The following is a 20,239-nucleotide window of genomic DNA, read 5'->3' as shown; positions in this document are numbered from 1 at the left end:
GGGGATCAAGATTGCGGGATCACTCGTGCTCGTGGCGCGGCGCGGCCGGGTGCGGACGGGCGTTGCCGCCCGGGCCGAAGTCGTGGCCCGCGCCCTGCTCGGGCTGGACGAAGGCCTCGACGTCATGCGGCACCTCGCCATGCTGCTTGAGCGGCTTGTTGCCGGTCAGGCGGCGCACCACCACGTAGAACACCGGCGTCAGGAACAGGCCGAAGGCCGTCACGCCGATCATCCCGGCGAACACCGCCACGCCCATCGCGTTGCGCATCTCCGCACCGGCGCCGGAGGCCAGCACCAGCGGCAGCACGCCCATCACGAACGCCATCGAGGTCATCAGGATCGGACGCAGCCGCAACCGGCTCGCCTCGATCGCCGCCTGCAACGGCGTCCTGCCGGCGAATTCGAGCTCCCGGGCGAACTCCACGATCAGGATCGCGTTCTTCGCCGACAAGCCCACCAGCACGATCAAGCCGATCTGCGTGAAGACGTTGTTGTCTCCATGGCTCAGCCAGACGCCGGTCATCGCCGCCATCAGGCCCATGGGCACGATCAGGATGATCGCCACCGGCAGGGACAGGCTCTCGTACTGCGCCGCCAGCACCAGGAACACCAGCAGGATCGCGAGCGGGAACACCCACACCGCGGAGTTGCCGGCCAGGATCTCCTGGTAGGTCAGCTCGGTCCACTCGTAGCTGATGCCCGGGGGCAGCGTCTCGGCGGCGATGCGCGCGATCGCGTCCTGCGCCTGGCCGGTCGAGTAACCGGGGGCCGGGCCGCCGTTGATGTCGGCGGAGAGAAAGCCGTTGTAGCGCATCGCGCGTTCCGGGCCGAAGCTCGGCTGGACTTTCATCAACGCCGACAGCGGCACCATCTCGCCCGAGGCCGAACGCACCTTCAGCAGGCCCACGTCCTCGGCGCGCGCGCGGTAGGCGGCGTCCGCCTGCACCCGCACGGTGTAGGTGCGGCCGAACTTGTTGAAGTCGTTGACGTAGAGCGAGCCCAGGTAGATCTGCATCGTGTCGAACACGTCCGTCACCGCCACGCCCAGCTGGCGCGCCTTGGTGCGGTCCAGGTCGGCATACAGCTGCGGCACGTTGACCTGGTAGCTGGTGAACATGCCGGCCAGCTCGGGCGCCTGCTGGGCCTTGGCCATGAAGGCCTTGACCGCCTGGTCGAGCGCCTCGTAGCCCAGGCCGCCCTTGTCCTCGAGCTGCAGCTTGAAGCCGCCGGTCGTGCCCAGGCCCTGCACCGGCGGGGGCGGGAACATCACGACGAAGGCGTCCTGGATCTGCGCGAACTGCGCGTTCATGTTGCCCGCGATCTCGCCCGCGGACAGGCCCTTGCCGGTGCGCTGGTCGAAGGACTTGAGCGACGCGAACACGATGCCCGAGTTGGAGCTGTTGGTGAAGCCGTTGATCGACAGGCCCGGGAAGGAGATGGCGTGCTCCACGCCCGGCGTCTTCATCGCGATCTCGCTCATGCGGCGGATCACGTCCTCGGTGCGGTCCAGCGTGGCGCCGTCGGGCAGCGTCGCGAAGCCGATCAGGTACTGCTTGTCCTGCGCCGGCACGAAGCCGCTGGGCACCGCCTTGAACAAGCCCACGGTCAGGCCCAGCAGGCCGCCGTAGACCACCAGCATGATCACCTTGCGCGAGATCGCCTTGGTCACGCCGCCGCTGTAGGCCTTGGCACCGCGGTTGAACAGCTTGTTGAAGCCGCCGAAGAAGCGGCCCAGCACCTTGTCCATCGCGCGGGTCAGCCAGTCCTTGGGCTCGTCATGGCCCTTGAGCAGCATCGCGGCCAGCGCGGGCGACAGCGTCAGCGAGTTGACCGCCGAGATCACCGTCGACATCGCGATCGTCAGCGCGAACTGCTTGTAGAACTGGCCCGTCAGGCCGGTGATGAAGGCCAGCGGCACGAACACGGCCACCAGCACCAGCGCGATCGCGATGATGGGCCCGGAGACCTCGCGCATCGCGCGGTAGGTGGCTTCACGCGGACTGAGGCCGGCCTCGATGTTGCGCTCCACGTTCTCGACGACCACGATCGCGTCGTCCACCACGATGCCGATCGCCAGCACCAGGCCGAACAGCGACAGCGCGTTGATCGAGAAACCGAAGAGGTGCATCACCGCGAAGGTGCCGATGATGGACACCGGCACGGCCAGCAGCGGGATGATCGACGCGCGCCAGGTCTGCAGGAACAGGATCACGACCAGCACGACCAGCGCCACCGCTTCCAGCAGCGTGTGGATCACCGATTCGATGGACGCCCGCACGAACTGCGTCGGGTCGTAGACGATCGAGTAGTCGACGCCTTCGGGCATCGCCTTCTTCAGCTCCGCCATCGTGGCGCGCACGTTGTTGGAGATCTCGATCGCGTTGGAGCCTGGCGCCTGGAAGATCGGGATCGCCACCGCGGACTTGTTGTCCAGCAGCGAGCGCAGCGCGTATTCCGACGCGCCCAGCTCGATGCGGCCCAGGTCGCGCAGCCGCGTCACCTGGCCGCCCGCGCCGGACTTGACGATGATGTCGCCGAATTCCTGCTCGCTGTTCAGGCGGCCCTGCGCGTTGATCGGCAGCTGCAGGTCGATGCCCTGCAGGCCGGGCGACGCGCCGACCACGCCGGCCGCGGCCTGCACGTTCTGCTCACGGATCGCCTGGACCACGTCGCTGGCCGACAGGCCATGCTCGGCGACCTTCTGCGGGTCCAGCCAGATGCGCATCGAGTAGTCGCCCGAACCGAATAGCTGCACCTGGCCCACGCCCTGGATCCGCGCCAGGCGGTCCTTGACGTTGAGCACCGCGTAGTTGCGCAGGTAGGTCATGTCGTAGCGGTCGTTGGGCGACAGCAGGTGCACGACCATGGTCAGGTCGGGACTGCTCTTGACCGTGGTCAGACCGAGCCGGCGGACCTCCTCGGGCAGGCGCGGCTCGGCTTGCGAGACGCGGTTCTGCACCAGCTGCTGCGCCTTGTCCGGGTCGGTGCCCAGCTTGAAGGTCACGGTCAGCGTCATGAGGCCGTCGGTGGTGGCCTGGCTGCCCATGTAGAGCATGCCTTCGACGCCGTTGATCGATTCCTCGAGCGGCGTGGCCACGGCTTCGGCGATGACCTTGGGGTTGGCGCCGGGGTACTGCGCGCGGACCACCACTTGGGGCGGCACGACCTCGGGGTATTCCGAGATCGGCAGCACCCGCACCGCGAGCAGGCCCGCGACGAAGATCAGCACCGACAGCACGCCCGCGAAGATCGGGCGGTCGATGAAGAATTTGGAGAGATTCATGTCAGTCTTTCAGATCGACTGGGAATGGAAGGCGGTGCCGGGCAGCGCCGAGGCGCTCCCGACCCGCTGACGGCCACGACGGCGGACCGGAGGCGATCCGGTCCGCGGCGTGCCGTCAGGATTTGTCGGCCTTCGCCGCGCCGTCCTTGGCCTGGAGTTCCGCCTTGGCGTTCATCGGGACCAGGGTGGGCGCCACCAGAGCGCCGGGACGCACCCGCTGCAGGCCGTTGACGACCACGCGCTCGTTGGGCTTCAGCCCGGTGGTGACGATGCGCAGCCCATCGACATTGGCGCCGAGCTGCACCTCGCGGTAGCTCAGCGTGTTGTCCGCGCCGACCACCATCACGAAGCGCTTGCTCTGGTCGGTGCCGACGGCGCGCTCGTTGACGAGCACCGCCGGACGCGACTTGGCCTGGCCCAGGCGGATGCGGGCGAACTGGCCCGGGATCAGCGCGCCGTCCTTGTTGTCCAGCACCGCGCGCACCCGCACCGTGCCGCTGCGGGCATCGACCTGGTTGTCGATCAGCTGCAGCCGGCCGTTGAAGGGCGTGTCGGCGGTGGCGGCGGTGCCGATCTGCACCGGGATGCTGGACAGGTCGCCCGTCGCGCCCGCTCCGCCCGTCCCGCCCTTGGCGCTGCCGTGCAGCTCGCCCAGCGCGCGGGCGACGGTGCGCTCGTCGGCGTCGAAGCTGGCGTAGATCGGGCTGACCGAGACCAGCGTCGTCAGCACCGGCGCGCCGGGGCCGGCGGCCACCAGGTTGCCCTGCGTGACTTCCAGCTTGCCGACGCGGCCGGCCACCGGCGCGCGGACCTGCGTGTAGCCCAGGTTCAGCTTGGCCGATTGCAGCGCCGCCTGCGCCGCGCGAAGGTTGGCGTTGGCCTCGTTGGCGGCGTTGCTGCGCTCGTCGAGCTCGCGCTGCGCGATGGCGCGCTCGCTCCACAGGCGGGTGGAGCGCTCCAGCTCGCTCTTCGTGTAGCTGACGCGGGCCTGCGCGGCCAGCACCTGCGCCTCGGCGCGGTCGACCTCGGCCTGGTAGGGCGCGGGGTCGATGGTGATCAGCAGATCGCCGGCCTTGACCAGCGCCCCTTCCCGGAAGTGCACCGACTGCACCGCGCCCGACACCCGGGCGCGGACGTCGACGCGCTCGACGGCCTCGAGGCGGCCGGAGAACTCGTCCCAGGCCGCGACGTCCTGGCTGGCGACGGTGGCGACGGACACGGGGATCGCCTGCGGCGCGCCCGACGGTTGATTGGCGACCGCCTGCTGGCTGTGCAGGCCGACGACGAGAGCCCCGACGACCGCGGCGACGGCGGTGAGCGAGGTGGCAAAGATCTTCTTGTTCATGGTGGTGCTCCGTGGACGGGGGTAGACGTTGGGAGTTCGGGACGGCTGGGAAATCGGTGGATCGGTCAGGGGAAGGCTCGATGGGCCGGTCAGGCGGGTTGCGGCCGGCGCGGGCCGGCGGGAGGAATCAGGGTCAGGAAATCGGCGAGCTTCTGGCGCAGCGCGCTCGCCCAGGGCTGCGGCGGCGCGGCCAGCGAGGGCCGCTTCATCAGGCTGCAGGGCCAGCCGCTCGGGCCGGCGATCAGCGCCTGCTGGACGTCGACGCCGGCGCGCTTCATCGCGCGGGCGTAGGCCAGGGCCTCGTCGCGCATCGGGTCGTCCTCGGCGCTGACGACCAGCGCCGGCACCAGGCCGGCGAGGCGGCTGGTGTTGGCCGGCGCGGCATAGGGATGGTCGCCGTCCTCGCCCTCGCCGAGGTAGGCGCGCCAGCCGTGCATCCAGCGGCACTCGCCGTAGCCGGCCTCGGCCTGGCGCAGCGAGGCCGTCGCCATGCAGGGATTGAGCATCGGCCCGATCAGGATCTGGCCGGCGAGTTTGCGGTGGCCTTGGTCGCGCGCCATCAGCGCCAGGGCCGCGGCGAGGTTGCCGCCGGCCTCCTCGCCGGCGACCACCAGCGGCGCGCCCTTGCCGGACAGCCGCGTGCGCGCCTTGTGCAGGCCGGCCAGCAACGCGTCCAGCATCTTCAGCGCGGCCGGGAAGACGTGGTCGGCGCCGGTCGGATAGTCGACGTCCACCACCACCGCGCCCGCGTCGGCCAGCAGGCGCGACACCAGTTCGCCGCTGTCCAGGTCGCCGCAGGTGAAGGCGCCGCCGTGCAGGTGCATGACGACCGGCGCGTCCTTGCGGCGCGCGGCACCCTTGTAGACGCGCACCGGCACCACGCCGTCGCCGGCGGGCAGGAGGTCGTCTTGGCAGGAGGTCAGCGGCAGCGCATCCATGGCAGGAGCAAAGGCCTGCTCCGCGTGGGGGCAGGCCGGTTCATGTTGCAATGCAGCGAAATTTAGAGATCGGACGCCGTCCGATAAACAGGGCCCGGCGCGAATCAGCGTTTCATCGACGAAACAATCGATCGGGCAGGATGGCGACCTCGCGCGCGCACGAAGACGCGCCGATCAGCAGCCGATCGGCAGCCGATGGGCAGCCGATCAACAGCAGCTCAGAAGCACATCAGCAGTCGCGGCCTCGCGCCGACATCAGGGGTTCAGGATGGACAAGCTCAATGCCATGCAGGCTTTCGCGCGCGTCGTGGAAGCGGGTACCTTCACGCGGGCGGCGGAATCGCTGGACCTGCCCAAGACCGCGGTGACGCGGCTGATCCAGTCGCTCGAGGAGCACCTCAAGGTCAAGCTGCTGAACCGCACCACGCGGCGCGTCAGCGTCACGCCCGATGGCGCCGCCTATTACGAGCGGGTCACGCGGCTGCTATCGGACATCGAGGAGCTGGAGGGCTCCGTGTCGCACGCGCGCGCGGCGCCGAAGGGGCGGATCCGCGTGGACGTCGCGTCGAGCGTGGCGCGGCTGCTGCTGATTCCTGCACTTCCGGAGTTTTATGCAAGACATCCGGACATCCAGATCGACCTGGGCGTATCGGACCGGCCGGTGGACCTGATCGGCGACAACGTCGACTGCGTCGTGCGCGGCGGCGAGATCACCGACCAGTCGCTGGTGGCGCGGCGCATCGGCGACTGGGGCTACGGCTGCTGCGCCTCGCCCGCCTACATCCAGCGCCACGGCATGCCGCAGCATCCGCTGGACCTGGAGTCCGACCAGCATCACGTGGTGAGCTATTTCTCGACGCGCACCGGCAAGCGCTTCCCGTTCGACTACAGCAAGAACGGCCAGCGCTACGAGATCTACGGCCACTACAAGGTCTCGGTCAACGACGGCAACGCGTACATGACGGCGGGCCTGACCGGGCTGGGCGTGATCCAGGCGCCCTACTTCATGATCAAGCCGCACATCGACGCTGGCGAGCTCGTGCCCTTCCTGTGCGACTGGGAATCGGACCCGCTGCCGCTGTACGTGGTGTACCCGCCGAACCGGCACCTGAGCACCAAGCTGCGGGTCTTCGTCGACTGGATCGCGGAGCTCTTCGACCGCCACTCGCAATGGCAGAAGCAGCTGGTGGCCAGCTGCGAGGCCAAGCGCGCCGAGTCCGATCAGGCCTACATCCCGCTGGAGGCGAATGCGGCGAAGCAGGCAGTGCTGAGCGCGGCGTGATGCTCGCGCGGTGAGGGCGCGCGTGCTCGGGAACGTCCTCACGCGGCCTGAACGCCGGCTTGAGCGCACTCGCGGCCCGCACCCATAATCGCCGCCGACCTCCGGCGCCGCCAAGCCTTTCGGAAGCGTTCGCGCCTCCGGCCGCGGGGCATCCTCGCGGCGCTCTCCACAGTCAGACATCCGGCGCGGATTCGGCGCCGCGCTGCCGCGCGGACCTGAATCGGCGGGACCGGTGAGTTGGCGGTCGCTGGAGGTCACCCCTTGCCGTCCGCCGCGGACCGAGCCCTTTTCCCCGGTCGCGTCGCTGATCCTGGAGAGCCTCCACGCCAATGAGCCTTGCCGCGCCGCTGACCTATCCCCGCTGGATCGCGCTGGCGCTCGCGCGGGCGCTGCAGACGGACGACGACGCGCCACGCGGCCGCGAGGCCCATGCGCTGCAGGCGCGCGCGGAGCAATGCCTTGGCGCCGAAGCGCGCCCTTGGCTCACGCCCTTGTGCGCCGAGCTGGCGCGCTGGGCGGGGCCCGTGTGGCTGGCCCACTCGGTGGCGAGCCTCGCCGACGCGCTGCAAGCGCTCGAGGCATTCCACGCCGGCTTCGATCCGGAGCGCCCACGGCCGACGGTGCGCCGCCTGCTGCTGCGACCGTCTCGCCTGCGGCCGCCTCCGCTGGCGCTGGCATCGCTGGTGCGGCCGGACTGGTCGACCGAGGCGGATCTCGCGGCCTGGCTCGGCCTCACGCTCGACGAGCTGGATCACTTCGCCGGTCCCGCGCGCCAGTACCGCGAGCGCACCGCGACGCCACGCCAACCGCATGCGCATCCGACGCCCCATTACCGTGGCCTGCTCGTGCCCAAGCGCCGCGGCGGGCTGCGCCTCATCGAGGCCCCGATGCCGCGGCTCAAGACCCTGCAGCGCCGCCTGCTCGACGACTTCCTGCAGCAGTTGCCCTGCCACGAGGCGGCGCACGGCTTCGTGCGCGGCCGCAACGTCGCGACGCACGCGGCCGGCCACGCGGGCCAGGACTTCGTGATCCGCTTCGACCTGCGCGACTTCTTCCCGAGCATCGGCCGGGCGCGGGTCCGCGCGACGCTGCGCACGCTGGGCCTGCCGGACGCGGTGGTGGAGCGCCTCGTGCTTCTGTGCCTGACCCGCACGCCCGCGCCGCTGCGCGAGCGACTGCGCGAGGACGACTCGATCGATGCCGACGGCGCCCGGCGCCTCGCGTCCTTCCACCTGCCGCAGGGCGCGCCCACCTCGCCGGTGCTGGCCAACCTGTGCGCGTTCCCGATGGACCTGCGACTGGACGGATTGGCGCGGCGCTTCGGTGCGCGCTACACGCGCTACGCGGATGACCTGGTGTTCTCGGGGCCCGCCTCGCTGCGCCGCGATCAACGCGCGCTGCGCGCCTGGGTCACGGCCATCGTCGAGGACGAGGGCTTCCGCCTGCGGCGCGACAAGACGCGCGCGATGCCGGCGGGCGGGCGCCAGTCCGTCACCGGCGTCGTCGTCAACACGCGGCCGAATCTCGCGCGCGAGCGCTACGACCGCCTCAAGGCGGAACTGCACCAGCTCGGCCTGCGGTCGCGATCCGTCCCGGTGGATCCGGCCTTGCGCGCGCCGCTGCTGGGCCGGCTCGCCTGGGCGCGGCAGTTCCTGGCGGCGTCGCGCGTCGAGAAGCTGACGCGCATGCTTGCGGCAATCCAGTTCAACGCGGATCGCTGACCGGGCTCAGTCGGCGCGCAGCGCGGCCCCGCGCTCCTCCAGCAGCTGCGTGAGCAGGCTGCGGTGGCAGCGCTTCGGGTCGTCGCAGTAGCAGCCCACCGACAGGTTGGCCGAGTGCGACAGCGCCGCCAGCGCATCCAGCAGCTGCGACGGCGCGGACTCGCCCATCTCCTTGCGGTAGGCCTTGGCGAAGGCGGCCCATTGCCGGTCGTCCTCAGCCGCCTTGCCCTGCGCCATCAGCTCGGCGCTGGGCGCCAGCAGCGGCAGCCAGCTGTCGTAGTAGCCCAGGCGGGCGTAGTCCTCCTTGCGGATGCCGCGCGGCGGGCGACGCACGGTGCCGAGGCGGGCGCCCTCGTCGGGCAGGCGCGGCGTGACGCCGAGTTGGACGATGCGGATGGACATGGCGATGCAGGTGCGCAGGACTGGGAACCGGCCAGCTCCGAGCCGCGATTGTGCCGCCCGGACGACTGGCGGCTCGCCAGCGACGCGCGCCCAGCGCGAGCCCGCGTCGCGCGCCTCACTTCACGGTGACGAAGATCGGGTTCGAGTAGAACCACAGGCTGCCGTAGTTGCGGTCGTTGATCTGGTCATGGCGCGTCGCGTTGTCGGCCGTGTTCACCGGCTGGTCGGCGAGCGGCTCGCCACCGGCGCTCAGGCCGGGCACGTCCTCGGCCAGGTTGGTGCCGCGCAGGCGCAGGTACTGGCTCCGGCTCGCCGGCAGCGTCGTCGTGACGCTGTAGTAGCCGTCCGCGCCCAGGGTCCAGTCGGCGCTGGTGAAACGCTTGAGCACCCGCGTCGACGGATTCGTCGCCACGTCGTAGGCCGGCGTGCCGGGCACTGCCTTGGGGCCGACGTCGCCGACGATCAGGTCGACGTGATGCACCTTGGGCACCATGTTGCCGAGGTTGCCGCTGTTGACCGGCCGCTGATAGTTGTTCACCGCCGGGCTCTTGAAGCGCAGGGTGACGGTCACCGTCTGCCCCGCGCTGGCGACCAGCTCCTGACCCATGGTCGCCTGGCCGCCGCCGGCCGAGGCGCGGAAGTCCAGCGCGTTGATCAGGTCGCCGAACACGCCGAAGCCGCGGCCCGCGCGCAGGCTGCCCAGCAGGCCGGCGACGCCGGTGCTGCCCTTGGGCTGCCACACGTAGTTCTTCGCGTACTCGCCGGGGTAGTAGCCGCTGCTGTTGCCGGCGGCATCGATCTCGAAGTGCGAGTCGGAGTTCGCGACGTTCCAGATGCGACGCCCTTCCCCCAGCAGCGCGTCCCACACGCCGCCGAGCTGGGCGACGACGTAGTCGGTGCCGCCGTAGGTGCGGTTGGGCTTGTTGGCGTCGATGTAGGCCGAGGTGTAGCCGCCGCGGTTGGGCTCCATCTGGTTGCCCACCATGCCCTCGATCGCGAAGACGATCTTCGGCGCGAGGTCATTCATCTGCCGGAAGTCGGCGATCGTGTACTTGCCGGGATTGCGCGACGGATGGTTGATGACCGCGTAGCTGGTGTCCGGGTAGTTGTCCTTCAGCCAGGCGATGCCCTTGAGCGCGTCGGCGGCCGTGGCGTTGGCGCGCTGGCTGTACTTGGCCTTCCAGCGGGCCAGGTCGTCCGCCTGGAACAGCGACTCGTCGCCGTTGGTGAAGACGTACTGGAACTCCTTCATCGCGCTGGCGGAGGTGGCGAGCGTCGGGTCGCCTTCGAAGATGCCGATGCCGATGTGGTCATGGGTGGGCGTGTCCCACTCGAAGCCGGAGAAGATCAGCTTGCCGGTGTAGCTGCCGGCTGCCTGCAGCGCCTTGACGCGGGGCATCTCGTAGGCGGCCATGCCATAGGCGAAGGCCACCGGCGCCGGCAGCAGCTTCGCGTCGTTGTCGTACTTGGACGAACGCAGGTGGTTGGTGACCGCCATCCAGTCCAGCCCGTGGGTGGTGAAGGCCTTGCCGAGCACGAAGTCCAGCGTCTGCGTCGTGCGCGAATCGTCGGACTGGACGGTGTGCACGTGCAGGTCGCCGGTGGTCCAGGCGCCGGCTTCTGGCTCGGGACCGCCGCTGCCGTTGCCGCTGCCGCCGCAGGCGGCCAAGGCGAGGGACAGCAGGCCGGCCATGGCGCCCGCCGCGGCGAGGCGGCTGCGGTCAGCGTTGGCGGTGGCGTTCGCCGTGACGTCGGTGTTGGTCGTGACGTTGGAGACGATGGCGTCGACGGGTTCGGTGGAGTCGGTGCGGACAGTGTTCACGAGGAGGAGGCCGCCCAAAGGCGGGGCACAGGAGGGAGGAAGCCCGCGAGTCTGTCCACGCGCGATGACGACCCCATGAACGACGCCCCGGAGATGCCTTCGTTGCACCTCCGTTGCGATTGCCCACCGTGATCGGGCGCCTTGCGCCCGGCGCGCGTTCAGTTCGCCCCGTCGGCGCCCGCCCTCGGCACGCTCAGCCGCACCCGCAGCCCGGTGCCCGTGCCGGCGTCCAGCAGCTCCAGCCGGCCGCGGTGCCGCTGCGCGATGTCCAGCGCGATGGCCAGGCCCAGGCCGCTGCCGGTGCCCTTGGACTCGCTGCCGCGCTCGAAGCGGCGCAGCGCGCGCTCGCGCTCCTGCGGCGGGATGCCGGGACCGTTGTCCTCGACCTCCATCCGCGACCACTCCCCGTCACAGCCGGTGCGCACCGTGATGCGCGGCGCCGGTCCGGCGTAGTTCAGCGCGTTGTGCAGCACATTCGCCAGCAGCTCGCGCAGCAGGAAACCCTGGCCCAGCGCCGGCGCGCTGTCCAGCTCGAACTCGATGTCCGCGCCCGACTGCAGCGCGCGCGGCACCCAGTCCTCGGCCACCTGGGCCGCGATGTCGCGCAGGTCCAGCGGCTGCTCGCGGCCGCCGGGTTCGGCCTCGGCGCGCGCGATCGAGAGCATCTGCGTCGCCAGCCGCGCGCTGCGGTCCACCGAGCCCTGCAGGCGCTTGAGCACCGGCTCCATCTGCGGGTCGTGCGGCTCCAGCAAGGCCAGATCGATCTCGGTGCGCAGCGAGGTCAGCGGCGTGCGGAGCTGGTGGGCCGCGTTGGCCAGGAAGTCCTGCTGCGCCGACGACGCCCGCCGCAGCCGCTCGAACAGCCGGTTGAAGGCCGCGATCAGCGGCCGCAGCTCGCCCGGCACGTCCGGCTGCAGCGGCTCCAGGCGCGCCAGGTCGCGCTGCTCCAGCTCTGAGCTCAACCGCGCCAGCGGCCGCAGGCCGCGATAGGTCGCCCACCAGCCCGCGCCGGCCAGCAGGATCGCCATGCCGCCGATCAGCAGCACCACGACGACCGCCAGCTGCCGCTGCAGCGCATCGCGCTTGTTGAGGGTCTCGGCGACCAAGATCTGGCAGACCGAGCGGCCGCAAGTGGCGCCCAGTGCCGCGGCGCGCAGCGACTCGCCGTCCAGCGTCGCCAGCGTGAAGAACCATTCGTTGGGCTTGCGCCGTGGCAGCTGGAGCCGCGCCAGTTGCGCGTCGCCGAGCAGCACCTCGCCGGCCGGGTCGAGGACGAGGTAATAGATCCGGTCGGTGCGGTCGAAGCGCAGCGCGCGGTCGGTCGCGCCGGAGACGTCGACGAACACGGTGCCGTCGCGCTCGCGCAGCAGGCTGGCCACGGCCAGCGCGGTGTCGCCCAGCGCCTGGTCCAGCCAGGAGATGGCCGTGTCGTGCATCACGTCGTAGAGCACCAGGCCGGCGGCCGGCACCGCCACCAGCACCGGCGCCATCAGCCAGATCAGCAGCCGCTGCTTGAGGCTGAAGGTGCGGTGGCGCGGCGTGTCGCTCATGCCGCGGGTCAGGCCTTCGCCGCCGGCGCGGCGGGCATCTCCTCGAGCAGGTAGCCCAGGCCACGCACGGTGCGCAGCTGCAGCCCGGCCGGCTCGATCTTGGCGCGCAGCCGCGAGACGCAGACCTCGATGGCGTTGTCGCTCACGCCCTGCTCCCAGCCGTTGCTGGCCGAGGCGATCTGCTCCTTGGCCACCACCTTGCCGGCACGCGCCAGCAGGAAGCCCAGCACGTCCCACTCGCGCGCCGACAGCGCCAGCGGTTCCTCGGCGATGAAGGCGCGGCGCGCCTCCAGGTCCATGCGCAGCGTCGACAGCCGCAGCTCGTTGCCGGTGCGCGCCTGGCTGCGGCGCACCAGCGCGCGGGCGCGGGCGATCAGCTCGCTCAGGGCGAAAGGCTTGACCAGGTAGTCGTCGGCGCCGCCCTCCAGGCCGCGCACGCGGTCCTCGACCGCGTCGCGCGCCGTCAGCAGCAACACCGGGGTCGTGCTGCCCTGGGAACGCACGCGTCGCAGCGTCTCGAAGCCGTCGATGCCGGCCAGGCCGATGTCCAGGATCAGCAGGTCGTAGCGGTCCTCGCGCAGCGACAGCGGCACCGGCTCGCCACGGGCGCTGACGTCCACGACCCAGGACTGCGAGCGCAGCGCCCGGGCGGTGGATTCCGCCAGGAATTCATCGTCTTCGACCAGGAGGATTCGCATGGAGCGGCAGCATAAGCCTTGAGCCTTGCGGGGGCCAATCCGAGACCTGTCAGAAACCTGAGGGCAACGGCGCCGACAGCTTTCCGACAGCTTCGCGTCAAGTCCGCAACAGCGAGCTTGGACAGACTGCCGCCCATGCCGAACATCGTTGCCCCGTTCTCCACGACCGCCGCGGCCGCAGAGCCGCCGCCGGCGCCCGCGCTGGATCCGCGCCCGGCCGTGCTGCTGCTGCACGGCCTGTGCGCGAACCCGCTGGAGATGATGCCGCTGGCCCGCGCGCTGCGCGATGCCGGCTACGTCGTGGAGGCGCCCGCGCTGGACGGCTACGGCGTGGTGCCGCCGGTGGCCGGGGCGCCCGCGCCGGCGCGCCGCCGCGCGGTCCCGCCCTTCGAGGCCTGGGTCGAGATGGCCGCCGCGCATTTCGACGCGCTGGCCGCCCGGCATGCCCGCGTGGCCGTGGGCGGCCTATCGATGGGCGCGGTGCTGACGCTGGCGCTGGCGCTCGAGCGGCCCGCGGCGGCGCTGATGCTGCTGTCCACCAGCCTGCACTTCGACGGCTGGAATGTCTCGCCCTGGCGGCGCCTGCTGCCGCTGGCCTATGTGCCGCCACTGCGCCAGTGGCTGAGCTTCCGCGAGACGCCGCCTTACGGCATCAAGAACGAACGGCTGCGCGAATGGGTCGCGCAGGCGATGAACGCGAGCCATGTCTCCGCCGCCGGCGCCGACCGGCTGCCGGCGGCCTCGCTGCATCAGGCGTCGCGGCTGATCCGCCACGTGCGCCGGAACCTGCACCAGATCGCCGCGCCCGCCGTGGTGCTGCACGCGAGCGAGGACGACGTCAGCGGCGCGCGCTCGGTGCTGGAGCTGCAGCGGCGCCTGGGCACGACGCCCGAGGTGCACTGGTTCCACCACAGCTATCACATGCTGACCCTGGACAACGAGCGCGGCGCGGTCACGCAGACCGCCCGTCAGTTCCTGCTTCGCCAGGTGCCCGTCGCCGCGCCGGCCGAGCGTTTTTCCCTTTGACCGCGACCGAGGACCTCCCCCATGAGCAACACGCTTGAAGAACTCCGCCAGCTGGCCTGCCACGACCTGGGCATGTCGGCCGACGACCTGAAGAACGACGTCACCTTCGCCGAACTGGGGCTGGACTCGCTGATGCTGGTCGACTTCATGTTCGCGGTCGAGGACAAGTTCCACATCGAGATCGACCACGACGCCGCGATGAAGCAGCCGACGATCGCCGGCCTGGCGGCACTCGTGGATGCGCTGCTGGCGGGCGACGGCGATGCCGGCACGCCGGCGGCGTCCGCCACCGCGGTCGCGGCCTGAGCGCCGCCAGCCGCATGAACGCGGAAGCGGTATGGATCACCGGCATCGGCGCCTGCAGCGCGCTTGGCCCGGACGCGGCCTCGTTCGCGGACGCGCTGGCGCAGGGACGGTCGGGGATCGCGCTGCAGCCGGGCGATCCGGCGCGCGGCGTGGCGCCGTTCGCGGCGGCGGCGGTGACGCAGGCGCTGGGCCAGGACATGCCGCCGGCGCAGCGCAACCTGCACGACCGGCACAGCCTGATGGCCTTGCAGGCAGCCAGCGAAGCCTGGGCCCAGTCCGGCCTGCCGGCGACGGCGCCCCAGCCCGAGCGGGCGGCGGTGGCCTGGGGCACGGGGCTGGGCGGGTCGAATGCGCTGCAGCAGTCCTATGGCGAGCACCTGACCAAGGAGACGCCGCGCATCCATCCCTACACGGTGGTGCGGGTGATGAGCAACTCGGCGGCCTCGCACCTGGCGATGCGGCACGGGCTGAGGGCGGCGATGCTGACGATCTCCAACGCATGCGCGTCATCGGCGCAGGCGATCGGCGAGGCGCTGATGCTGCTGCGCCAGGGCCGCGCGGACCTGGCGCTGGTGGGGGGCTCGGAGGCGATGCTGAATCCGGGCTCGGTGGCCGCGTGGCAGGCGATGGGCGTGATGGCGCCGCCGGATCCGGAGGAGGTCTCGCACAGTTGCCGGCCCTTCGACGACGGCCGGCGTGGCTTGGTGCTGGGCGAGGGCGCGGCGGCGCTGGTGCTGGAGACGGCCTCGCACGCCCGCGCACGCGGCGCGTCGGCGCTTGCCGTGCTGGCCGGCTACGGGCATAGCGTGGACGCGGTGCATCTGTCGCGGCCCGATGCCGACGGCCAGGAGCGCGCGCTGCGCGCCGCGCTGGCCGACGCGGGGATCGATCCGGCGCAGGTCGGCTACGTGAACGCGCACGGCACGGCCACGGACGTGGGCGATGCGGTCGAGGCCGAATCGCTGGCGCGCGTCTTCGGTCCGCGCGGCGTGCCGGTGAGCGCGACCAAGGCGCTGCACGGTCACCTGATCGGCGCCGGCGGCGCGCTGGAGCTGATCGCCTGCGTGCAGGCGCTGCGCCGGGGCGAGCTGCCGCGCAGCGCGAATGTGCGCACGAGCGCGCTCGAGGAGATCGCGGATGTGGTCCGCGAGCCGCGGGCCTTCGACCCATCCAAGTCGATGGTCAGCAATTCCTTCGCATTCGGCGGGAGCAACGTGTCGCTGGTGGTCCAGTCACCGGATTGACTCAGAACAGTGGGGAGTCCTCACGGCCGTACAGCCTTGAGCCATCGATCGCAAGTAGCGCATAAACTACAGTGATCGGGTGATCACCGTCCAGTCCACCCGCACGTTCGACAAGTGGCTTCTTCGTCTCAAGGACTTTGAAACGAAGCAACGCATCAACGCGCGCATCTCGCGCCTGATGCACGGCTACCCTGGCGACGAGAAAGCCCTCGGCCACGGTGTTCGCGAGCTCCGGATCCATGTGGGTCCTGGCTATCGCCTGTACTACGTCAAGCGTGGTGATCGGCTCATCGTCCTGCTGTGCGGCGGGAACAAGTCGTCACAGGAATCGGACATTCGTACCGCGATGGCACTCGCGAAAGGGGAGTTTCAAGATGGCTGAGAAGGTGCGGACCTATGACCCGGCAGAACTGCTGACGTCCGAAGAGTCGATCGCGATCTTCATGGCAGACGCATTCGAAACGAATGACGCGGGTTACATCGCATTTGCCCTGGGCATGGTGGCGCGAGCCAAGGGAATGTCCCAGGTCGCCGAGCAGACGGGCCTGTCCCGCGAGCATCTGTATCGCTCTTTCAGCGAAAAGGGGAATCCGACGCTACGCACGCTCCTGGCTGTGCTCAACGCGCTCGGCATCGAGTTGACGGCCCGACCGGCCGTCGCTCACTGAGCGCCCTTCTCCCGCTTCACCTCAAACCGCTCCAGCAGCGTCGCCAGTTCCGCCGCGGAGCGCAGGCCCAGCTTCGTGAACGCCCTCGCGCGGTGGACCTCCACCGTGCGGATCGCGATGCCCAGTTCATCCGCGACCTGCTTGTTCAGCTTGCCGGCCGCCACCAGCACCGCGACCTCACGTTCGCGGTCGGTCAGGCTGGCGAGCCTGCCGGCCACGTCCGCATGAGCGCGCGATTCGCGCCAGCGGTGGACGTCCGTGGCGATCGCGCGCTGCACCTTGTTCACCAGCGCCTGGTCGTTGAACGGCTTCTCGACGAAATCGACCGCGCCCTTCTGCATCGCATCCACCGCCATCGGGATGTCGCCGTGACCGCTCAGGAAGATCACCGGCAGCGGCACCCCGCGCGCGATCAGCTCGTCATGCACCTGCAGCCCGGACAGCGGCTCCATCCGCACATCCAGCACGATGCAGCCATGCGGATCGATCGCCTGGTCCAGCGCCTCGAACAGCGCCGGCCCGCTCGCATGCGCGTCCACCCGCAGACCGTGCGAGCGCATCAAGAAAGCCAGCGCGTCGCGCACCGCCGCCTCGTCGTCCACCAGGTGGACCGTCGCCTGTGGGTCGCTCATCGCGCGCCCTCCTTGTATGAATCGACGCCCGCCTCGCCCGCGCCGCACGGCCCGGTCTCCTGACACAGCGGCAGCGTGAAGCTGATCCTCGCCCCACCCAGCGCGCCTGCGCCGGCCTCCATGCCGCCGTGGTGCGCCTCGATCACCGAGCGGCAGATCGCCAGCCCCATGCCCATGCCTTCGGCCTTGGTCGAGTAGAACGCCGTCGTCAGCTGATCGATGCCGCGCCCCTGCAGCCCGGGCCCGTTGTCGTCGACGTCCACGCGCACGAAGCGCTCGCCCACGCGCTGCGCGGCGATGCGCACTTGCGCCCCTGGCCGATGGTGCAGTTCATCCAGCGCGTTGCGCACCAGGTTGATCAGCACCTGCTCGATGAGCACCGCGTCGGCCTGCACCTCCGGCAACCCGGCGGGCATCTCGACGTCCACCCGCACGCCGCGCAGGTCGCGCTTGAGCAGCGCCAGCACCCGCGCGACGAGTTCCGGCACCGCGCAGCGCTCCGGCTGCGGGGCGCGGCGCGTCAGGAAGGCGCGGATGCGCTGCACGATGCGCCCCGCCTCCTGCGCCTGCTCGCCCAGCCGCCGCAGCGCCTCCATGACGATGTCGTCGTCCGGATGCCCGGCCCGCTCCAGCGAGCGCAGCGCGCCCGCGTTGTAGCCCGCGATCGCGGCCAGCGGCTGGTTGAGCTGGTGCGCCAGCGCCGAGGCCACTTCACCCAGCGTGCTCAGCCGCGCCTGATGGGCCAGCGCCTCGGTGCGGCGGCGCTCGCGCTCCTCGGTCTGCTTGCGCGCGCTGATGTCGACGATCGACCCCATCCAACCGATTTGCACGCCGTTCGCATCCACCAGCGGCGCCTCGAAGATCATCACGTCCAACTCATGGCCGTCGCGATGCATCCAGCGCGCCTCGTAGCCCTCGCGCGGCGCGCCGCCCGCCATGTTGCGCTGGTGCCGGCGCAGGCTGTCGGCCATCTCGTCAGGCAACCAGTACGGCATCGGCGGCAGGCGGCCCAGCAGCTCCTCGGCGCCATAACCCACCAGGTCGCAGAACGCGCGGTTCACATGGGTCAGGCGGCCGTCCAGGTCCCGCCCGCGCAGGCCCACCGTCAATGAATCCTCGACCGCGCGCCGCCAGGCGGCCTCGGTCCGCGCCTCGCCTTCGGCGCGCCGCACCTCGCGCATCTGCCGGCGCAGCATCGCGCTGGCCAGCGCCGACAGCAGCAGGAACACCCCCATCAGCCCCGCCGCCAGCGTGTACCACCAGGGCCGGTGCGGCACGCGCGTGTTGAGCTCGAGCCAGGTCTCGCGCATCGCGGGATCGACGCTGACGCGGTAGCTCTGCGTCCCGGGCAGCGCGATCGCATCGCCCGTCTGCGCGAGCCGCTGCCCGAGTCCGTCGACCAGGCGCACGTCGTACTTCTGCGCCAGCCACCACGGCAGCGTCTGGCGCAGCAGCGCGCTCGGCGCGAAGCGCACCACCAGCCGCCCACCCTGCGGCCGCGCCGCGCTCCAGTGCGCGGTCAGGCCGCCCTCGTCCAGGCTCACGCCACTGCGCTCCTTCGACGGCGCCGTCGCCTGCGGCACCTGCTGCGGCACATGCGCGATCACGCGGTTGTTGGCGTCCAGGACCGTCGCGCTGACCCACAGCCGGCGCAGGCCCTCGGCCACCGCGCGGTGGTTGAGCAGCATGCGGTCGTCGACCGCGCCCGGCAGCTGCTGCGCGAGCCGGTCCACCGCCGCGTGCTCCGCGTTGAGCCAGTCCGAGATGCGCGCCTCCAGCGACAGCGCGTCGGTGATCAGCGTGAGCCGTTCCTCCTCCAGGTCGCGGACGTCGCTCAGCCGCAGCCACACGCCCACCGAGGCGGCAAAGGCCAGCGCCAGCAGCAGCGGCAAGGCCCAGCTGGCGCGCTTGAGCATCTGGAGCAGTCGTCGGGACACGGCCATGGCGGCAGTCTAGGCGCTACGCGGCGCGCGGGCCGGGCCGCGGGCGCTGCGGGCTCCCCCAATGTGGAAGTCCACAACTGGCCGCGCGCAGGCCGGATTTCCACAATCCGCTCCATCCCGCAGACCGGCCCCGCGCCGGCGCCTTGGATCCCGAGAACACCAGGAGACCCCCATGTCCGCCACCTTCCATCGCCGCGCGCTGCTGTCCGTCGCGCTCGCCACCGCCGGCCTGTGCGCCGCGATCGGCACCGCCACGAGCGCCTTCGCCCAGGCGCCGATCGTGATCAAGCTGAGCCACGTCGTCGCCCCCGACACGCCCAAGGGCAAGGGCGCGCAGCGCTTCAAGGAGCTGGCCGAGGAACGCAGCAAGGGCCGCCTGAAGGTCGAGGTCTATCCCAACAGCCAGCTCTACAAGGACAAGGAAGAGCTGGAGGCGCTGCAACTGGGCTCGGTGCAGATGCTGGCGCCGTCGCTGGCCAAGTTCGGCCCGCTGGGCGTGAAGGAGTTCGAGGTCTTCGACCTGCCCTTCCTGTTCAAGGACGACGCCTCGTTCCGCAACACCACCAACACGCTGGGCATGGAGCTGTTCAAGAAGCTCGAGCCCAAGGGCATCAAGGGCCTGGCCTTCTGGGACAACGGCTTCCACATCATGAGCGCCAACAAGCCGCTGCACCACGTGGCGGACTTCAAGGGCCTGAAGATGCGGATCCAGTCGTCCAAGGTGCTGGACGCGCAGATGCGCGCGCTGGGCGCGATCCCGCAGGTGATGGCCTTCTCCGAGCTGTACCAGGCGCTGCAGTCGGGCGTGGTCGATGGCACCGAGGGCGTGCCGTCCAACTTCTACACGCAGAAGACCTACGAGGTGCAGAAGCACACGACGCTGAGCAACCACGGCCACCTGGCCTACGCGCTGATCATCAACAAGAAGTTCTATGACGGCCTGCCCGCCGACCTGAAGGCGGTGGTGGACAGCAGCGTCAAGGACGCCACCATCTACGCCAACGCGATCGCGCAGACCGAGAACCAGCAGGCGCTGGAGAAGATCAAGGCCAGCGGCAAGACCACGATCTACACGCTGACGCCGGCCGAGGTGAACGAGTGGAAGCTGGCGCTGATGCCGGTCCACAAGGAGATGGAAGGCCGCGTCGGCAAGGCCACCGTCGAGGCTGCCTACAAGGCCGCCGGCTTCGTCCCGCCGACTAGATAAGTTCCCCCCTACCGGCTCACGCCGGCCCCCCGAGGGGGCGGACCCCAGGAGCCCGGCAAAGCCGGTTCTCCGGGCTCCCGCTTGATAGGTCCGCCCGCCTGGGGCGGCGTCCCGTATGCCGCGCCCCTGTTCTGGGCGGCGCGGCCTTCTTTTGTCTGAAGGAGATCGCCAT

Annotated in this window: 17 protein-coding genes; 8 read left to right on the top strand and 9 right to left on the bottom strand. The window is 70.6% G+C overall.

The genetic code is table 11. The annotated features are described in order from the left end of the window. Positions 1 to 19: 19 nt before the first annotated feature. From BM393_RS00875 to BM393_RS00865, 3 genes are all read right to left on the bottom strand, one after another. Positions 20 to 3,283 (bottom strand): efflux RND transporter permease subunit, encoded by a 3,264-nt coding sequence (locus BM393_RS00875; RefSeq protein ID WP_091720254.1) that lies wholly within the window; start codon positions 3,281 to 3,283, stop codon positions 20 to 22. Between the two features lie 115 nt (positions 3,284 to 3,398). After that, complete coding sequence (locus BM393_RS00870) at positions 3,399 to 4,628, bottom strand: efflux RND transporter periplasmic adaptor subunit (protein WP_091720251.1); 1,230 nt, start codon at positions 4,626 to 4,628, stop codon at positions 3,399 to 3,401. 89 nt (positions 4,629 to 4,717) lie between these two features. Beyond that, a complete protein-coding gene (locus tag BM393_RS00865) occupies positions 4,718 to 5,566 on the bottom strand; it encodes an alpha/beta hydrolase fold domain-containing protein (protein ID WP_091720246.1) in 849 nt (282 codons plus the stop codon). A gap of 268 nt (positions 5,567 to 5,834) precedes the next feature. Between BM393_RS00865 and BM393_RS00860 the strand changes: the two genes are divergently transcribed. Both BM393_RS00860 and BM393_RS00855 read left to right on the top strand, forming a co-directional pair. Next, positions 5,835 to 6,848, top strand: a complete 1,014-nt coding sequence (locus BM393_RS00860) for a LysR family transcriptional regulator (RefSeq protein ID WP_091720242.1) — start codon at positions 5,835 to 5,837, stop codon at positions 6,846 to 6,848. A gap of 329 nt (positions 6,849 to 7,177) precedes the next feature. Then, positions 7,178 to 8,569 carry a reverse transcriptase family protein gene (locus BM393_RS00855; protein ID WP_091720238.1) on the top strand — a complete coding sequence of 464 codons (1,392 nt, stop codon included), beginning with the start codon at positions 7,178 to 7,180 and terminating at the stop codon, positions 8,567 to 8,569. Between the two features lie 6 nt (positions 8,570 to 8,575). On the opposite strand, the gene BM393_RS00850 is transcribed toward BM393_RS00855, so the two are convergent. The 4 genes from BM393_RS00850 to BM393_RS00835 all read right to left on the bottom strand — a co-directional run bounded on the left by BM393_RS00850 (position 8,576) and on the right by BM393_RS00835 (position 13,041). After that, a complete protein-coding gene (locus BM393_RS00850) occupies positions 8,576 to 8,971 on the bottom strand; it encodes a DUF488 domain-containing protein (protein WP_091720234.1) in 396 nt (131 codons plus the stop codon). Between the two features lie 115 nt (positions 8,972 to 9,086). Continuing rightward, positions 9,087 to 10,793, bottom strand: a complete 1,707-nt coding sequence (locus BM393_RS25545) for an S-layer protein (protein WP_254783159.1) — start codon at positions 10,791 to 10,793, stop codon at positions 9,087 to 9,089. A 158-nt stretch (positions 10,794 to 10,951) separates the two neighbouring features. Further along, positions 10,952 to 12,343, bottom strand: a complete 1,392-nt coding sequence (locus BM393_RS00840; protein WP_091720229.1) for a sensor histidine kinase — start codon at positions 12,341 to 12,343, stop codon at positions 10,952 to 10,954. 8 nt (positions 12,344 to 12,351) lie between these two features. Then, positions 12,352 to 13,041, bottom strand: coding sequence for a response regulator transcription factor (locus tag BM393_RS00835; RefSeq protein ID WP_091720224.1), 690 nt, complete (start codon positions 13,039 to 13,041; stop codon positions 12,352 to 12,354). A gap of 135 nt (positions 13,042 to 13,176) precedes the next feature. On the opposite strand from BM393_RS00835, the gene BM393_RS00830 reads away from it, so the two are divergent. The 5 genes from BM393_RS00830 (at position 13,177) to BM393_RS00810 (ending at position 16,285) form a co-directional block, all read left to right on the top strand. Next, positions 13,177 to 14,067, top strand: a complete 891-nt coding sequence (locus BM393_RS00830) for a carboxylesterase (protein WP_091720222.1) — start codon at positions 13,177 to 13,179, stop codon at positions 14,065 to 14,067. A 21-nt stretch (positions 14,068 to 14,088) separates the two neighbouring features. Further along, positions 14,089 to 14,373 carry an acyl carrier protein gene (locus tag BM393_RS00825; protein WP_091720218.1) on the top strand — a complete coding sequence of 95 codons (285 nt, stop codon included), beginning with the start codon at positions 14,089 to 14,091 and terminating at the stop codon, positions 14,371 to 14,373. 14 nt (positions 14,374 to 14,387) lie between these two features. Beyond that, complete coding sequence (locus tag BM393_RS00820) at positions 14,388 to 15,617, top strand: beta-ketoacyl synthase (RefSeq protein ID WP_091720214.1); 1,230 nt, start codon at positions 14,388 to 14,390, stop codon at positions 15,615 to 15,617. 79 nt (positions 15,618 to 15,696) lie between these two features. Further along, positions 15,697 to 15,999: a type II toxin-antitoxin system RelE/ParE family toxin gene (locus tag BM393_RS00815; protein ID WP_091720210.1), complete on the top strand. Its 303-nt coding sequence runs from the start codon at positions 15,697 to 15,699 to the stop codon at positions 15,997 to 15,999. Next, entirely contained in the window at positions 15,992 to 16,285 is a 294-nt protein-coding gene (locus BM393_RS00810) for an addiction module antidote protein (RefSeq protein WP_091720205.1), read from the top strand. Before BM393_RS00815 ends, BM393_RS00810 begins: the two co-directional genes overlap by 8 nt. Here BM393_RS00810 and BM393_RS00805 read toward each other — a convergent pair. Both BM393_RS00805 and BM393_RS00800 read right to left on the bottom strand, forming a co-directional pair. After that, entirely contained in the window at positions 16,279 to 16,917 is a 639-nt protein-coding gene (locus BM393_RS00805; protein WP_091720200.1) for a response regulator transcription factor, read from the bottom strand. The two genes, BM393_RS00810 and BM393_RS00805, sit on opposite strands and share 7 nt — an antisense overlap. After that, entirely contained in the window at positions 16,914 to 18,860 is a 1,947-nt protein-coding gene (locus BM393_RS00800) for a sensor histidine kinase (protein ID WP_091720196.1), read from the bottom strand. Before BM393_RS00800 ends, BM393_RS00805 begins: the two co-directional genes overlap by 4 nt. Positions 18,861 to 19,032: 172 nt before the next feature. On the opposite strand from BM393_RS00800, the gene BM393_RS00795 reads away from it, so the two are divergent. After that, positions 19,033 to 20,067: a TRAP transporter substrate-binding protein gene (locus tag BM393_RS00795; protein ID WP_091720192.1), complete on the top strand. Its 1,035-nt coding sequence runs from the start codon at positions 19,033 to 19,035 to the stop codon at positions 20,065 to 20,067. Positions 20,068 to 20,239 lie beyond the last annotated feature (172 nt).

Origin of the sequence: Mitsuaria sp. PDC51 (assembly GCF_900113225.1) — a bacterium.
Taxonomy (GTDB): Bacteria; Pseudomonadota; Gammaproteobacteria; order Burkholderiales; family Burkholderiaceae_C; genus Roseateles.
The sequence above is the reverse complement of the archived record's forward strand: the minus strand, read 5'-3'. Positions and strand labels throughout refer to the sequence as shown.

Excerpts from the sequence above, each read along its gene's own strand:
- BM393_RS00875 (WP_091720254.1), bottom strand. The coding sequence starts at position 3,283 with ATGAATCTCTCCAAATTCTTCATCGACCGCCCGATCTTCGCGGGCGTG.
- BM393_RS00870 (WP_091720251.1), bottom strand. The coding sequence starts at position 4,628 with ATGAACAAGAAGATCTTTGCCACCTCGCTCACCGCCGTCGCCGCGGTC.
- BM393_RS00865 (WP_091720246.1), bottom strand. The coding sequence starts at position 5,566 with ATGGATGCGCTGCCGCTGACCTCCTGCCAAGACGACCTCCTGCCCGCC.
- BM393_RS00860 (WP_091720242.1), top strand. The coding sequence starts at position 5,835 with ATGGACAAGCTCAATGCCATGCAGGCTTTCGCGCGCGTCGTGGAAGCG.
- BM393_RS00855 (WP_091720238.1), top strand. The coding sequence starts at position 7,178 with ATGAGCCTTGCCGCGCCGCTGACCTATCCCCGCTGGATCGCGCTGGCG.
- BM393_RS00850 (WP_091720234.1), bottom strand. The coding sequence starts at position 8,971 with ATGTCCATCCGCATCGTCCAACTCGGCGTCACGCCGCGCCTGCCCGAC.
- BM393_RS00840 (WP_091720229.1), bottom strand. The coding sequence starts at position 12,343 with ATGAGCGACACGCCGCGCCACCGCACCTTCAGCCTCAAGCAGCGGCTG.
- BM393_RS00835 (WP_091720224.1), bottom strand. The coding sequence starts at position 13,041 with ATGCGAATCCTCCTGGTCGAAGACGATGAATTCCTGGCGGAATCCACC.
- BM393_RS00830 (WP_091720222.1), top strand. The coding sequence starts at position 13,177 with ATGCCGAACATCGTTGCCCCGTTCTCCACGACCGCCGCGGCCGCAGAG.
- BM393_RS00825 (WP_091720218.1), top strand. The coding sequence starts at position 14,089 with ATGAGCAACACGCTTGAAGAACTCCGCCAGCTGGCCTGCCACGACCTG.
- BM393_RS00820 (WP_091720214.1), top strand. The coding sequence starts at position 14,388 with ATGAACGCGGAAGCGGTATGGATCACCGGCATCGGCGCCTGCAGCGCG.
- BM393_RS00810 (WP_091720205.1), top strand. The coding sequence starts at position 15,992 with ATGGCTGAGAAGGTGCGGACCTATGACCCGGCAGAACTGCTGACGTCC.
- BM393_RS00805 (WP_091720200.1), bottom strand. The coding sequence starts at position 16,917 with ATGAGCGACCCACAGGCGACGGTCCACCTGGTGGACGACGAGGCGGCG.
- BM393_RS00800 (WP_091720196.1), bottom strand. The coding sequence starts at position 18,860 with ATGGCCGTGTCCCGACGACTGCTCCAGATGCTCAAGCGCGCCAGCTGG.
- BM393_RS00795 (WP_091720192.1), top strand. The coding sequence starts at position 19,033 with ATGTCCGCCACCTTCCATCGCCGCGCGCTGCTGTCCGTCGCGCTCGCC.